At 55.6% G+C, this 14,123-nt stretch carries 11 protein-coding genes; 6 read left to right on the top strand and 5 right to left on the bottom strand.

Features of this window, described 5'->3' with window-relative positions; genetic code table 11:
- Positions 1 to 6: 6 nt before the first annotated feature.
- From CSC3H3_RS20160 to bioB, 4 genes are all read left to right on the top strand, one after another.
- Positions 7 to 750 carry a proteasome-type protease gene (locus tag CSC3H3_RS20160; protein ID WP_101285984.1) on the top strand — a complete coding sequence of 248 codons (744 nt, stop codon included), beginning with the start codon at positions 7 to 9 and terminating at the stop codon, positions 748 to 750.
- 216 nt (positions 751 to 966) lie between these two features.
- On the top strand, positions 967 to 1,617 hold the full coding sequence (locus CSC3H3_RS20155) for a GntR family transcriptional regulator (RefSeq protein WP_101285983.1): 651 nt from the start codon (positions 967 to 969) through the stop codon (positions 1,615 to 1,617).
- Between the two features lie 352 nt (positions 1,618 to 1,969).
- Positions 1,970 to 2,569 (top strand): biotin transporter BioY, encoded by a 600-nt coding sequence (locus tag CSC3H3_RS20150; protein ID WP_101285982.1) that lies wholly within the window; start codon positions 1,970 to 1,972, stop codon positions 2,567 to 2,569.
- Complete coding sequence (bioB, locus tag CSC3H3_RS20145; protein WP_101285981.1) at positions 2,569 to 3,573, top strand: biotin synthase BioB; 1,005 nt, start codon at positions 2,569 to 2,571, stop codon at positions 3,571 to 3,573. The genes CSC3H3_RS20150 and bioB overlap by 1 nt, the downstream gene beginning before the upstream one ends.
- 177 nt (positions 3,574 to 3,750) lie before the next feature.
- On the opposite strand, the gene CSC3H3_RS20140 is transcribed toward bioB, so the two are convergent.
- The 3 genes from CSC3H3_RS20140 to CSC3H3_RS20130 form a co-directional block, all read right to left on the bottom strand.
- On the bottom strand, positions 3,751 to 6,474 hold the full coding sequence (locus CSC3H3_RS20140) for a plasma-membrane proton-efflux P-type ATPase (protein ID WP_215907533.1): 2,724 nt from the start codon (positions 6,472 to 6,474) through the stop codon (positions 3,751 to 3,753).
- A 980-nt stretch (positions 6,475 to 7,454) separates the two neighbouring features.
- Complete coding sequence (locus tag CSC3H3_RS20135) at positions 7,455 to 8,039, bottom strand: CHAP domain-containing protein (RefSeq protein ID WP_101286345.1); 585 nt, start codon at positions 8,037 to 8,039, stop codon at positions 7,455 to 7,457.
- A gap of 100 nt (positions 8,040 to 8,139) precedes the next feature.
- Positions 8,140 to 9,381, bottom strand: a complete 1,242-nt coding sequence (locus CSC3H3_RS20130; protein ID WP_101285979.1) for an MFS transporter — start codon at positions 9,379 to 9,381, stop codon at positions 8,140 to 8,142.
- Between the two features lie 453 nt (positions 9,382 to 9,834).
- On the opposite strand from CSC3H3_RS20130, the gene CSC3H3_RS20125 reads away from it, so the two are divergent.
- Positions 9,835 to 12,474, top strand: coding sequence for an alpha/beta fold hydrolase (locus CSC3H3_RS20125; RefSeq protein WP_101285978.1), 2,640 nt, complete (start codon positions 9,835 to 9,837; stop codon positions 12,472 to 12,474).
- On the opposite strand, the gene CSC3H3_RS20120 is transcribed toward CSC3H3_RS20125, so the two are convergent.
- Positions 12,452 to 12,802, bottom strand: a complete 351-nt coding sequence (locus tag CSC3H3_RS20120; RefSeq protein WP_101285977.1) for a hypothetical protein — start codon at positions 12,800 to 12,802, stop codon at positions 12,452 to 12,454. The genes CSC3H3_RS20125 and CSC3H3_RS20120 overlap by 23 nt on opposite strands.
- A 97-nt stretch (positions 12,803 to 12,899) precedes the next feature.
- Here CSC3H3_RS20120 and CSC3H3_RS20115 point away from each other — a divergent pair, with 97 nt between their 5' ends.
- Positions 12,900 to 13,646: a class I SAM-dependent methyltransferase gene (locus tag CSC3H3_RS20115; RefSeq protein WP_101285976.1), complete on the top strand. Its 747-nt coding sequence runs from the start codon at positions 12,900 to 12,902 to the stop codon at positions 13,644 to 13,646.
- A 93-nt stretch (positions 13,647 to 13,739) separates the two neighbouring features.
- On the opposite strand, the gene CSC3H3_RS20110 is transcribed toward CSC3H3_RS20115, so the two are convergent.
- Positions 13,740 to 14,027 carry a YciI family protein gene (locus CSC3H3_RS20110; protein WP_101265484.1) on the bottom strand — a complete coding sequence of 96 codons (288 nt, stop codon included), beginning with the start codon at positions 14,025 to 14,027 and terminating at the stop codon, positions 13,740 to 13,742.
- Positions 14,028 to 14,123: the final 96 nt, after the last annotated feature.

Genomic DNA, 14,123 nt, shown 5'->3' with positions numbered 1-14,123 from the left:
GAAAAAATGACCTATTGCGTGGGCCTCATGCTTGATGAAGGGCTGGTTTTCCTGTCCGACACTCGCACCAATGCAGGCCTGGACAACATTTCACGCTATCGCAAAATGTTCACCTGGGAAGTCCCGGGTGAACGCGCCATTGTTATGCTGACGGCAGGGAACCTTGCCATCACGCAGGCAGTGGTCAGCCTTTTGCAGGAAGCCATCGAAGACCCCGAAACCGACCCCCGTGACAGCATCCTCACGGCACCTACCATGTTTCGGGTTGCCGAACTGGTGGGCGAAGCCATGCAGTCGGTTCAGCACAAATATCATGACACGCTTGAACAGCGCAAAGAAAGCTCCAGCGCCAGCATCATACTGGGCGGCCAGCGGGCAGGCGGTGCACAGCGGCTGTTTCTGATATATGCGGCGGGCAATTTTATAGAGGCCACCGAAGACACCCCGTACCTTCAGATTGGCGAGCACAAATACGGCAAGCCGATTCTCGATCGGGTAATTTCGCAGGAAACCCCCATTGATGATGGCGTCAAGGCAGCGCTGCTATCAATGGATTCGACCCTGCGATCCAACCTGTCTGTCGGCATGCCGCTGGATCTGGCGGTTCTGCCCGAAGGACAATGCCAGTTTTCCGAACGCCGCCGGATCGAGGCCGAAGATGCCGGCTTCAAGGCCCTGTCCGATGCCTGGTCCCGCGCGCTTCGCGAGGCCTTTGCCGACATGCCTGACGAGCATTCGGACGAAGACTGACAGGCAAAAGCCAAACCCTGGTGGTGAGGGTCGGTTCGTATCAATAATCCGGCGCAACATCACCACCAGGTCTACCTGCCATAACACCAGCATTGCTGCAGCCGTTCGGCCATTTTCAGGTGGCATGAATCGCTATTGCCCCAACGGGCGAGATAATTTCGCGGTAATGCATTTGCATGCTCGACAAGTTCGGGCAGGCAAATTATCTATAAAATCATGACAAACACCAAAGACGACACGGTTACCGGCCGGATCAGCCGCGCGCTTGCGGACCGCATCATTGCCGGAGAAATCGCACCGGGCACCAAATTGCGCCAGGACCACTTCGCCGAAGAATTCGGCGCAAGCCACGTTCCCGTGCGCGAAGCCTTTCGCCGGCTGGAGGCCCAGGGCCTTGTCGTAAGCGAACCGCGCCGGGGCGTGCGGGTTGCCAATTTTGACATTGCCGAGGTCCGCGAAGTGGCCGAAATGCGCGCATCGCTGGAAGTTTTGGCCCTGCGTCATGCCGCCCCCTATCTGACCAGTGCGCTGTTAGATGAAGCCGAAGAAATCAATCGTGCCGGGGAAAATGCCCCCGATGTGCGTGCCTGGGAAGAAGCCAACCGCGCCTTCCACCGCCTGATTTTAAGCCCGTGCAACATGCCGCGCCTGCTTGCCACCATTGATGATTTGCACGCCGCCAGTGCGCGTTTCCTGTTTTCCGGCTTCCGCATGGAATGGGAAGCCCCGACCGACCAGGACCACCGCGCAATTTTAAAAGCCCTGCGCGAACGGCAATTTGATGTTGCCGCCGCCACCCTGGCCCGCCATGTCAAATGGATCGGCACCAAGCCGGGCGTAAAACCCCGCGCCAAAGCCCTGTCCTGACCAACGGCCAAGCGCGCCTTTGGTTGATTCCCAAACCAGCTTGGCGAACGATCTATCAAACCGTCTTTACGCGTCGCTTCTGACGGTTGAGAAACTCAAAACATCATCATGATCAGCCCTTTTTTCTGCCTGCCAGCAGTGGGAAGGGCTTTTCTATGTGCCAAATTGCAATTTTATAGATAAAAATAATCAAACAATATCAATTCAGTAATTAGGACCCTCAAGAAAATCACTGATTTTCGCCCGATTATCTATTTTTGGGATTGATTTTGCCCGTCTGGCGCGGCGTAATTAATAGATGAGATTCACATTTTATCTATAATTTTATCAAGCCAGCGAAGGACATCCTCTGATGAGCAATCCTGCCTCCAAACCGGGTAACGTATCAGCCCTGCACGGCCCCAAATCCGATGCAAAACCGGCCTTGAAATACAGCCTGATGATTCTGGCTGGCGTCGCTGTTCTGACCGCCAGCGCCAAAATCACCATTCCGTTCTGGCCGGTCCCCATGACCCTGCAAACCATGGCGATTATGGCCATTGCCCTTGCCACCGGGCCGCGCCTGGCCTGCGCCACCGTTTTGGGTTATCTGGCGGCCGGGGCGGTTGGCCTGCCGGTTTTTGCCGGCACACCGGAACGCGGCATTGGTCTTGCCTATATGGTCGGGCCGACGGGCGGCTATTTGCTGGGATATCTGGTTGCGGCCTGGATGGTTGGCAGCTTTGCCCGCGGGCGTGGCATGTTTGCGCGTTTTGGCATCATGATGACTGCGATGATCCCGGTTTATGTGCTGGGCCTGGCATGGCTGGCGGTTTTCGTACCGCTTGAAAAACTTGCCGCGTATGGCTTTACCCCGTTTGTGCCAGGCGATGTTGTAAAGGTTGCACTGGTCGCACTGGGCAGCCAGGCCCTTGGCCGCCTTGTCAAACGCAACACTGGCGAGCACGCATAATGGGCCACCTTCCCGCACAAAGCCCGGCAATTGACCAAACCATTCGCCATGACTGGTCGATTGACGAAATCGAGGCGATCTACCGCCTGCCATTACTGGAACTGATGGGCCGCGCCAGCGCGGTCCATCAAACCCATCACAACCCCAACGATGTGCAAAAGGCCAGCCTGCTTTCCATCAAAACCGGGGGCTGCCCGGAAGATTGCGCCTATTGCCCGCAATCCGCCCATCACCGCGAAGTCAAACTGGGCAAGGAACAGCTTTTGGACCCAAAGGCGGTTCTGGCCATGGCAGCACGCGCCAAAGAAGCCGGGGCAGACCGCTTTTGCATGGGGGCCGCATGGCGTAAGGTCCGCGATGGGGCCGCCTTTGATGCGGTGATTGAAATGGTGCGCGGCGTGCGTGATTTGGGCATGGAAGCCTGCGTCACCCTGGGCATGCTTGAAACCCGCCATGCCGAACGCCTGGCCGAGGCCGGGTTAACCGCCTATAACCACAATCTTGATACCAGCCCCGAATATTACAGCCAGATCATTTCAACCCGCACCTATCAGGACCGCCTTGATACCCTGGCAGCAGTACGGGGTGCCGGTATTGATCTGTGCTGCGGCGGTATTATCGGCATGGGTGAAAGCATCCGCGACCGGGCATCGATGCTTCATGTTCTGGCAGGCTTTGCCCCCCATCCCGAAAGTGTGCCGATCAACGCGCTGGTCCCGGTGGAGGGCACGCCCCTTGCCAAGCGCACGCCTGTTGACCCGCTGGAGCTGGTCCGCATGATCGCAACGGCGCGCATCACCATGCCCAAATCAACCCTGCGCCTGTCGGCCGGGCGCACCAGCCTTAACCGCGAGGCGCAAATTCTGTGCCTGTTATGCGGTGCCAATTCGGTGTTTTACGGCGAAAAACTGCTGACCACCCCCAACCCCGAAGAAGACAGCGACACCGCCCTGTTTGCGGCCCTTGCCGCCATTCCGGCCAGTGCTGCCCAAACTGCATTTTAATCCAGCCCCCGAACCGGGCGCACCCCACATGCAACCGGTTCAACCTGGCGAAGGCCATCCATCAGGCCTTCGCCATTTTTTATGACCCGGCACCATGTTTGGACCCCACCTGGCAACATAAAAGGCGGCCCCATGACAGGACCGCCTTTTGATTATCAGCCAGCAATAACCGCCAGATCAGTGCGAATGCAGATTTTGCGTAACATTGACAACATGGCGCGCCTGCCGGTCCGCACGATAGGATAGCAGGCGATAGGCCAGAATTTTGGCACCGCTATTGATGACAAACCAGATCAGGGCATAGGCCCAGATCAGCAGGGCATATTTCCAGCCAATCGGGGTTATGAACCAGCCATAAACCGCTGCCAGCGTGCCAATGATCTGCGTGATTTCGGTGGCGACAAACAGTTTCAGGCTGGGCCAGGGTTTGTGCCAGATCGCACCTTTATTGCGGGTCAGGTAAATCGTCAGATGCCCGGCGACCAGCAATTTCAGGAAAATCAGCGACTGGATCATCCCGCGATCAAGATGCAGGTAGTTTTCACAAATCCAGAACAGCAGAAACGATGCCACAACCCCCATCACACCCAGCAGGCAGGACATTGTCAGCGTCGTTGCCATATCCCAGCGCACCGGCTGGGGCGATACAGGTGCGTTGTCATAGGCGATCATCATGATCGGGAAATCATTTAGCAATGCCAGCAACACGATCATGACCGCCGTAACCGGGTAAAAATTGAATACCAGGATCGAAATGGTCATGAACAGCAGGACACGAATGGTTTCCGAAATGCGATAGGTCGCGTAGCTGCCCATACGTTCAAAAATGCGCCGGGCTTCTTCGATCGCAGTCGTAATCACCGAAAGGCCCGGCGCCGTCAACACAAGGTCGGCCGCCGCCCGCGCGGCATCGGTCGCACCACTAACGGCAATGCCGACATCCGCCTGTTTCAGGGCCGGGGCATCATTCACCCCGTCGCCGGTCATACCGATGATATGGCCGCGATCCTGAAGTTCCTTGACGATGGCATATTTATGTTCGGGAAAAACGCGAGCATAGCCATCGGCCTGTTCAATGGCAACAGCATTGATTGCCGGGGCACCATCCCCAAAGGCCTGATCAGCCGGCAGGATATTGCTGCCCATACCCAGCGACATGGCAATCTGGCGACCAATGGCTTCGTGGTCCCCCGTAACCATTTTAATATCCACACCCATTGCCGCGGCTTCGCGCACCGTTTGGGCCGCATCTTCGCGCGGCGGATCAAACAGCGGCAACAGCCCCAGAAACTGCCACTGGCCCTGGTCTTGGCTCTGGTTCTGGTCCAAGCCCTGGCCTTGCGCCTGCATCTTATCGGTGCCATCAGCATCACCCGCAGGCAAAACACGCCTTGCCACACCAATGGTACGATAGCCGCGTGATGCCATGTCATTAACAGCATGGGTGACAGTTTCGCTTAGGCTGGCATCGGGATTAACCAGTTTTAAAATCACCTGCGGCGCACCCTTGGCAACCTGCCACTGGCGGGCACCATCGGCAATGGTGGCCTCGGCCCGTTTGGATACCGGGTCAAACGGATGAAAGGCCACTGTTTGCCATGACGACGGAATAACAGCATCACCCAGCCCGCCCATAACGGCCTGGTCAATGGCATCCCCGCCTTCAGCGCGCGATGCCATGGCTGCGGCCAGCAGCAAATCATCGCGGCCCTGTGCGGCCAGAATAACAGGGCCCCCCAGGGTCAGGCGGTTTTGTGTCAGGGTGCCGGTTTTATCGGAACATAAAATGTCGATACCGGCCAGTTCCTCGATCGCAACAAGGCGCGACACAATGGCTTTCAACCGTGCCAGCTTTTCCGCCCCCACTGCCATGGTGACAGACAAAACAGCAGGCAATGCCACCGGGATCGCCGCGACCGTCAGGATCAGGGCGAACAGCACGGTTTCAAACCACGGGTCACCGCGAAACAGCGCTACCATCAAAATGATTGCGACCAGACCAATGGTCGACAGGATCAGGAAATTGCCGATCCGCAGCACGGCCTTTTGGAAATGCGAAATATTGCCCGCATTCTGCACCAGCCGCGCGGTTTTACCGAAATAGGTATTCATGCCCGTGGCGGTGATCTGGGCGGTCATTTCGCCCATTTTCGCAATCGAACCAGAATAAACATCATCCCCGGTTTTTTTATCAACCGGCAACGATTCCCCGGTTAGCGCGGATTGATCAACGGCGAGATAATCCCCCGCCACCAGCCTGGCATCGGCGGGAATGATATTACCCAGACGCAGCGAAACGATATCGCCGCAGACAAGGTCCCGCGCGGGAATATCGCGCCATTTGCCATCACGCAAAACACGTGCGCTTAGCGCCAACTGGTTTTTTAGCGCGGCAATGGCGTTATCGGCTTTGTATTCCTGCCAGAAACCGACACCGGCATTGAGCAGCAGCATAACCAGGATGATGGCAAAATCAGCCCAGTGCTGAACCGCTGCCGACAGAATGGCGGCAACCTCGATCATCCAGGGGATCGGCCCCCAGAAATACGATACCAGTTTCCACCAGACATTGCGGGTCTGTTCGGCAATCACATTGGGGCCATCGGTTACCAGCCGCTTTTGCGCCGTTTGGGAATCCAGCCCCAGTTTCAAACTGGTCGGATTTTCAAGCGGCGGGGATGACGGGGCACCGGATGACGCAGCAGATGCCGCATTGGAAACCGGGGAAGCAGAGGAAGGTGTGGAGGTGGAGGCAGAAGAAGAGGAAGGAGAAGACGAAACGGTCGGAGAGGCGGGATCGTTTCGGGAAGGCTGGGCGTTTGGAGAGGTCGGGGCAGGGGACGTTGATTTTTGTGGGTGGCGAGCGTGATTGTTGTCCTGCCCATCCAGATCATCTGACATGGCATGGTTTCCGTAAACAACAGATCGAAAAACCGACTATGCGCCCCGTATGGGGACCAAACCTTGAGGGAAATCAAAATTCAGCGCGAAATTTTAAAATCCAATTGATTAAAAACTTCATCCACTGATTTGAAAACAAACCTGTTTTTGAAATATTTCCTGCTGCGCATTTCAACCATTTGACGCCAGCATCGCGATCAAAGCATATGCTTCATCACATTCACCGTCTTTAACGGCATCCGGCACGATTTCCGGCAAAAATACGCAAGCATGCAAAACGCCCCCCTGCCAGATCCTCTATTTCAAAAACCTCAGAAATTACTTTAACTTTTGAACTAATTTCAGAAGGCTAAATAATCGCATGAGAGAATGGATATAGCATTTTGATTTAAAGGTATAAATAACCTATACGAAATTCAAAATTCTGATGATTTTTCCCTGCCTGACAGAGAGAAAATCCATCCATCCTAAACCGGATTTTTGCAAATCATCCGACAGAAATTTTCGAAATTCCGGGCACGATCACCACCCTTGATAATATTTCAAAAATTGAAGTTCTTGATCAAGAATGCATCCTAAACAACTGTATAGATGATCTATTCCTGATCAATAATCCCGGTTCAAAAATTTTGGCCAATTTGCCCGTTTTTTGGTCTGTAGCATCGAAATTTCTACGCCCCGATTACGGCATTTTTGGCGCGGGAAACGCCCAAAAGCAAAAGGCGGCACAGTGCAAAAGGTTCCCGTGCAGGACAACAAAATCCCGGCCCTCAAAAGCCCGTTTTCAATATGGCCCTTCCCCTAACCAGCCACCTTGGCACCTGCAGCACATCACATTTAACGCGACACAGCTTCACGCACAGACATGCCTTTGCCCAGTGGCATCGGCACACAGAAAATCCGTGAAAGCAGGGAGGCTATGAAAGGCAGGAAAAGAAGGGCCAGGGATGCTTATGGGACCGGAATGCCAACAGGGTTGATCAGTTGGCTTCGGCCGTTTCGCTGGGCTGATAGATGAAACCATGCGCCGGATAGATGCGGCCATAGGTGCCGATCGTGTTCATCAGGCGAAGCTGGCTCCAGTCGTTTTTCGGCGATACATCCTCGACTGGCTGACGCAGGTGAACCTTGCCACGGGTGCGCGAATCACTGCCCCAATTGGCCTGGTTGACCAGGATGTGGCGTTTATCGAGCACGGCAGAAACCACGGCAACATGGCCATAACGCAGACGTTTGGTTTTCTTGAAGGCGAGGACTGAACCAACAACGGGTTTGCTGCCGCGTTTATACTGGCTCTTGGCCTGGCCCCACCAGGTCCAGGCATCGCCATAAATTTCAATGCCCGAAACCGCACGCGCATAGGGCACGCATTGCAAAAATTCATCCGTGGGCGGGAAATTGTTCAGACGGGACGGCGGCAGGGCAACATGGGCAACCTGTGTTACGCGGGTGTCACGGGCGTCGCGATCAAGGTCTGGCTGGACGGAAACACCGGTCGCACTATTGGCGTTGGAAAAACACCCGGCAAGAACCAAACTCAGACAGACAATCGCTAACTGACGCATTCCACGACCCCCAAATAACTGCATTCCACCATACCCTGTCGATGTTTAAACAAGTGTTTACACAGTCACTTCCGCACACATCCTGTGACGCAAAATGAAGTCACTTTACCGGTGATGCTGTCGGCCCTGCGGCGCGTGAAATGCGCCACATTGCCACCAGTGCCACCAGCACAATCAATAATCCTGCGCCACCCGCCGTCAGGCGGATGTCACTCCATTGCGAGATTGCCCCAAGAACGGTGCCACCCAGCGCAACGCCCCCAAAACTGGTAGCGCTCCAGAAGCTCATTACACGGCCTCGCAGGGTGTTGTCGACAGCCAATTGCAACGCCGTTTGCGAGCCCACACCAACCGCTGTCAAACCAAAGCCAGCCAGCCCGACAAGAACCACCGCCAGCTTGAACCAGGGGCAAAAACACAGTGCCAGCATCGCCCCACCTGAGAGCAATGCACCGATAACGGCAACCCTTTGAAAACTATGCGGGTCGGATTTGGTGCGCGATAAAACAAAGGTCGAAATCACCGCCCCGAACCCCGCCGCCGAAGACAAAGCCCCCAGCCCGGTCACCCCGCTGTCATAGGCACCTTCGGCAAAAACCGGCATCAGTTCCAGCATCCCGCGCCCGACAATCGCAATCACACAGGACAGCAACAGCATGGCGCGAATCATCGGTTCGCCCAGGGCATAGCGCGCGCCATCGCCCAAAGCAGCCCAGATTCGCCGTTTGCGGGTTTCCGGGCCACGGTCCGCCTGGATATCCACCAGCATCATCACGAAAATAAACGGCAGATAGCTGATGGCATTTAACATAAAGGCGGTGCCAACATCGAACCGCGCAATCACCACCCCGCCAATGGCCGGCCCCACCAGCCGCGACAGATTAAAATTCATCGAGGCATAGGTGACAGCGCGGCTCATATATTCGCGTGAAACAATTGCTGGCACCAAAGACAGGCGAATGGGCGTCATGGCGCTGGCCAGAACGCCATTGCAGGTGGCGATCAGAACCATCCAGCCAACAGTGACATACCCGGCAAAAGAAAGGGCCATAAGGAAAAACGACGTTGCCGCCATTAACGCATTGATCAGAATGGCCGCGCGGCGCAAATCGATCCGGTCGGCAAAAACACCAAAAACCGGCCCCAGCAAAAAGGCCGGGGCAAAATGCAGGGCGGCAATCAGCCCGGTCCAGAAGGCAGACCCGGTCAAAGACCAGGCCAGCCAGGACATGGCAATTTTTTCGATCCACAATCCCTGGGTACTGATCGCCTGTCCCGTCAGGAACAGCACAAAATTCCGATCCCGGAAAATGGAAGGGCGGCGGGCGGCATCGTCGCTCAAAACGGGTCCTGTATGGTAAACGGGGCGCAAAGAAACACGGCAACAGGGTATTTGTGGGGCGTATTGGGGCGGCCTGCTGCCGGTCGGGGTGGGTTACTATAACCACGGCCCGCATTGCTTGCCATCGTCATTCTTGACGGGGGCGGCTTGGCAGCGCCATGATTTCCACACATATAATAAATAAGGTCGGAAAATATAAACATGACCGGCAGGAACGTTCAGGTTTGGCAAACAGGCGACCCCGCATCACCCACCCCCACGGCGGGTCAAACCAGCACCGGGTTGCCCGCATAATTCCGGCAGTGGCACAGCGTATGTAATCACGCACTGCCCGCCAACATCACGGCATTTTGCCCGCCCGTTGTTCCATTCCGGTTTTGTTTGTCGGTCCGGCCCCAGGCTGGATCATGTTCCTGCCGCAACGTGCAATCGCACCGTTAGGGAAGGCCGCCCATGACACCCGATTTCAAACAGATCGAACAGGAACAGTTCGCCATTCACCCGGCCGCCTGTGAATGGACAATGCGCGCCATGAGCGTGCTGCGCAATCGGGTCGATATCAATATCAAGCTGCATGGGGAACGCGAACATATTGCCCAGGGCGATATTTTCATGTTCAACCATTTCGCCCGCTTTGAAACCTTTATCCCGCAATATCTGATTGCGCTGGAAACCGGGGTTTATTGCCGGTCTGTGGCATCGTCGGAATTTTTTGTCGAAGACAATGCCCTGTCGAAATATTTACGCGCACTTGGCGGTGTGCCCAATAATTATGCGCGCCTTTTACCATTTCTGGCAGAAGAAATCCTGCGGGGTGGCAAGGTTGTTATCTTTCCCGAAGGCGGCATGGTCAAAGACCGGCGGGTGATGACCGATGAGTCACCCTTTATTGGCCGTCGGCCCGATTACAGCATCTATTCACGGTCTGCTGACCAGCGCCGCGCCCACCATACCGGTGCGGCAGTTTTGGCCCTGGGCCTGGACGGGTTTAAAACCGGGCTTTCCTGGCTGATCGAACATGGCCACCCCGATGAAATCCTGCGCTGGGCGGATATTCTGGGCACCAGTACCGACCAGCTTAGAACCGCCATTGCCAAACCGACCCTGATGTTTCCCGCCAATATCACGTTTCATCCACTGCGCGTGGACCAGAACCTGCTGGCGCGCGGGGCGGAAATGTTTATGGGCGGGCTTAGCCCGAAAATGGCCGAAGAACTGATCATTGAAGGCAACCTGATCCTGAAACGGACCGACATGGATATTCGCCTGGGTGACCCGGTTTATCCCCATGAACGGTTTAACTGGCTGGACCAGCGCCTGCTGGGGCGCATCGTGCGCCATGCCAAAACCGTTGATGACCTGTTTCGCCCGGCCCGCGATTTACCCCGCCTGGGGGACCGCGTGATTCAAAACACCCTGACCCGCCATGTGCATCCGCTGCGCGACCAGTGCATGGCGGTGATGTATTCCAACATTACGCTGAATGTCAGCCACCTTGCCGCGCGGCTGATGAAGATGATGCTGGCCGATGGCGAAACCGAAGTCGATATCGACCGGTTCGACAAAACCATCTATCTGGCGATCAAGAATGTGCAGCAGGCAACAAATGTGCATTTGCATCGCGGCATTTTAAACCCGGCGGCCTATATCGGCATTTTTGATCATAAATGCCCGCAAATCCGCCAGTTTATTGACAGCGCCGTGCAATTGGGCCTGATCGAACGGCGCGATGGCAAATATTGTTTCCTGCCCAAATTGCAGGCCGAAGCAGGCTTTGACCAGATCCGTATGGATAACCCGGTGATGGTTTATGCCAATGAAATGGCGCCGATCCAGGCCGCGTGGGATGCCCTGAAGGCCGCGCGCAAACAGATTGGCAAAATAAAACCCGCCGAATTTGCCCGCCTGCGGTTTGATGATGAAATGCGCGCCTGGCAATGGAACTGGCAAAAATTCCATCGTCCGCAATTTGCCACCATTAATGACCAGGAAACAGCCACCCTTTCCGGCGCGCCCTATCTGCACCTGCCTGAACCATCACGCCACAGCAAAACCGGCATTCTGGTCGTGCATGGGTTTCTGGCTTCCCCTGCCGAATTGCGCAATGTGGGCGACCATCTTGCAACACAGGGCCATGCCGTTTTGGGCGTACGCCTGTCGGGGCATGGTACATCCCCGCATGATCTGCAAACCCGTAACTGGCAGGACTGGCTGGCATCGGTCCAGCGCGGTTATGACATTCTTTCCGCCTTTTGTGACCGGGTGGTCATTGTCGGCTTTTCAACCGGGGCCGCACTTAGTGCGATATTTGCCGCCAGCCATCCGCCCCGGTTGGCCGGGCTTTTGATGGCAAGTGCACCGCTTAAATTCCGCAATCGCAACCTGATGTTTGTGCCCCTGCTTTATGGGGCCAACAAATTGATGGGCTGGGTGCCCAATGCGGGCGAAATGCTGGGTTTTCGCCCCAACCAGTCCGAACACCCGGAAACCAATTACCGCCATATCCCGATTAACGGGCTGTATCATTTGCGCCGCGCCGTTGCCGAAATGAATGACAGGCTGGCACATATTGATATCCCGGTGTTGATCCTGCAGGCCGATAATGACCAGATCGTCGACCCCGTCAGTGCCAATATGATTGCCCGGCGCCTGACGGGCACCATCAACAAAACCGTGCGGATGCTGGAATCTGACCGACACGGGGTGCTTAACGAAAATATCGGCGATGCCCTGGATCAGGTTGCGGAATTTGTCCGCCAAAGCGAGGATTTCACCCTGCCAGACCGGCCCGAAGCCGCCATTGGTGCCGCTGCCCTGCCCATGCCCGGTTCGGAGGTTGATGAAACTGCAATCCTGTTACGTGATGACGCAGACGAAAACCTGCCCATTGCCGACACCGAAGCCAACACGGATGGCGCCGAAACCAGCGAAGCCAACAGCCCCCTTTTGAGCGCACGGGATAAAAGCCTGGCCATTCTGGCACGCGCCGGGTTTGGCAAACTGGCCGTAAAAAAGGATATCGAAGCAGAACCGGCACTGCCAGATGAGCCAGCGCAAAAACCGACAGACCTTAGCCCGGCACAGCCGGAATAACCTGTTTCAGATCCGGTTCATCATGCAAAAACGTAATCTGGATCGATCCTGAAATTTCAGCATCATCCGCAGCAGCGGCCGCTGCGGCAATGGCGTTACCCGGGCGGCTGACTTCCTCAACCTTCAGGCCATCTTCCTGCAATTTCCCCAGAAACACAGCAACGTCACGGCCAATAAGGGTGAAACGGATGGTCGTCATTTTGTTGGAATAAAACCGCGCATCATCAACCCAGCCCCCCGCCAAAGTCAGGGCATCCTGAATCTGCCGCCCGACTAGATGGCGGTCTTTTGAGGTAATGGCTTGAAAAGCAAGATGTTGGCGTCTCATAGTACTGCCCTGCAGGACCTGAACTGGCAAACCTGATGATAGACCTGCACCCAAAATACCACAACGTTTATGTAGAATTTTAGATCAAAAGGCCGTCATGACTGAGGATGCCATTTATCAAAACCGTCTTCTGGTTGCCCTGTATGACGTGCTTAACCCCGCCGGGCAGGACACCGAATTTTACCTGCGCATGGCACAGGATGCGCAATCGGTGCTCGATATTGGCTGCGGTACGGGCCTTTTAACCGCTGCTCTGGCGCAACAGGGCAAAGATGTTACGGGTATTGATCCGGCGGCTGAAATGCTCTCAGTCGCGCGAAAAAGGCCGTTCGGCGACCGGGTTCACTGGCAACGGGGCACTGCGGAGTCTGCCCACCTTGATCACACATTCGATCTGATCATCATGACTGGCCATGTTTTTCAGGTTTTTCTGGATGATGAAGCCACCCGTGCCACCCTTGCCAGGGCATTTGCGTTGTTAAAACCCGGCGGCAGGCTGATATTTGAAAGCCGCAACCCGCTGCAAAAACCGTGGCTGAACTGGACGCCGGATCAAACCCGCAAAACCGTAATGCTGGACGATATTGGTGCCGTGACCGTCGAACATGACCTGCAATGGGTAAAGGGTGATCAGGTGCATTTTCACACCCGCCATTATTTTCCCGGCGAAGATGCCCCTGTTACCAGCCAAAGCACCCTGCGTTTTTCCACGCGCGCGGAAATTGAAGCCCTGCTGACAGGCTGTGGCTTTGCCCCCATCACCTGGCTGGGCGACTGGCAGGGGCAGCCAGCAACGAATACCTGTGCTGAACTGATCGCCATCGCCACCCGCCCGGCATCCTGAAAAACCTGCCGGGTCATTCTGCGGGCATTGCGATATCAAAGCACACAGCCCCTAAAAACACACCGTCAGACAGGGTATCTGACGGTGGTGTCTTTACTTTGCCAGCAGCTTTTCAAAGCCGCTTGCCATCATGGCCGGTTCAAACTCGATAATGTCATAGCGGGCAAAACCCTTATCCCAGAAGGGATCAAGCTTCAGACAGTCTTCAAGTTTTTCGCGGGTGCATCGCGCCAGAATAACCCCGCCTTCACGCGGTTTTTTCGGCCCCGATGCCACAAAGGCCCCCGTCCCGTAACATTGCTTGAGCCATTCAACATGATCGGCCAGCACTGCGTCGATTTCATTTAGATCAACAAGATAGGTCAGGTTCACAATGAACATTCAATGAGTCATCCGGTTTTCATATGTGCAGGCGTGATGGTGCCTTTTTCATCAGCCTGGAAATTACGACCGCCCCGGAAAAAGGTGGTCGCACTG

The sequence above is a fragment of the Thalassospira marina genome (genome assembly GCF_002844375.1).
Lineage (GTDB): Bacteria > Pseudomonadota > Alphaproteobacteria > Rhodospirillales > Thalassospiraceae > Thalassospira > Thalassospira marina.
The sequence above is the reverse complement of the archived record's forward strand: the minus strand, read 5'-3'. Positions and strand labels throughout refer to the sequence as shown.

Coding starts and splice junctions, on each gene's coding strand:
- CSC3H3_RS20135 (WP_101286345.1), bottom strand. CDS start 8,039: ATGCGTCAGTTAGCGATTGTCTGTCTGAGTTTGGTTCTTGCCGGGTGT.
- CSC3H3_RS20160 (WP_101285984.1), top strand. CDS start 7: ATGACCTATTGCGTGGGCCTCATGCTTGATGAAGGGCTGGTTTTCCTG.
- CSC3H3_RS20110 (WP_101265484.1), bottom strand. CDS start 14,027: ATGTTCATTGTGAACCTGACCTATCTTGTTGATCTAAATGAAATCGAC.
- CSC3H3_RS20140 (WP_215907533.1), bottom strand. CDS start 6,474: ATGTCAGATGATCTGGATGGGCAGGACAACAATCACGCTCGCCACCCA.
- CSC3H3_RS20115 (WP_101285976.1), top strand. CDS start 12,900: ATGACTGAGGATGCCATTTATCAAAACCGTCTTCTGGTTGCCCTGTAT.
- CSC3H3_RS20155 (WP_101285983.1), top strand. CDS start 967: ATGACAAACACCAAAGACGACACGGTTACCGGCCGGATCAGCCGCGCG.
- CSC3H3_RS20120 (WP_101285977.1), bottom strand. CDS start 12,802: ATGAGACGCCAACATCTTGCTTTTCAAGCCATTACCTCAAAAGACCGC.
- bioB (WP_101285981.1), top strand. CDS start 2,569: ATGGGCCACCTTCCCGCACAAAGCCCGGCAATTGACCAAACCATTCGC.
- CSC3H3_RS20150 (WP_101285982.1), top strand. CDS start 1,970: ATGAGCAATCCTGCCTCCAAACCGGGTAACGTATCAGCCCTGCACGGC.
- CSC3H3_RS20125 (WP_101285978.1), top strand. CDS start 9,835: ATGACACCCGATTTCAAACAGATCGAACAGGAACAGTTCGCCATTCAC.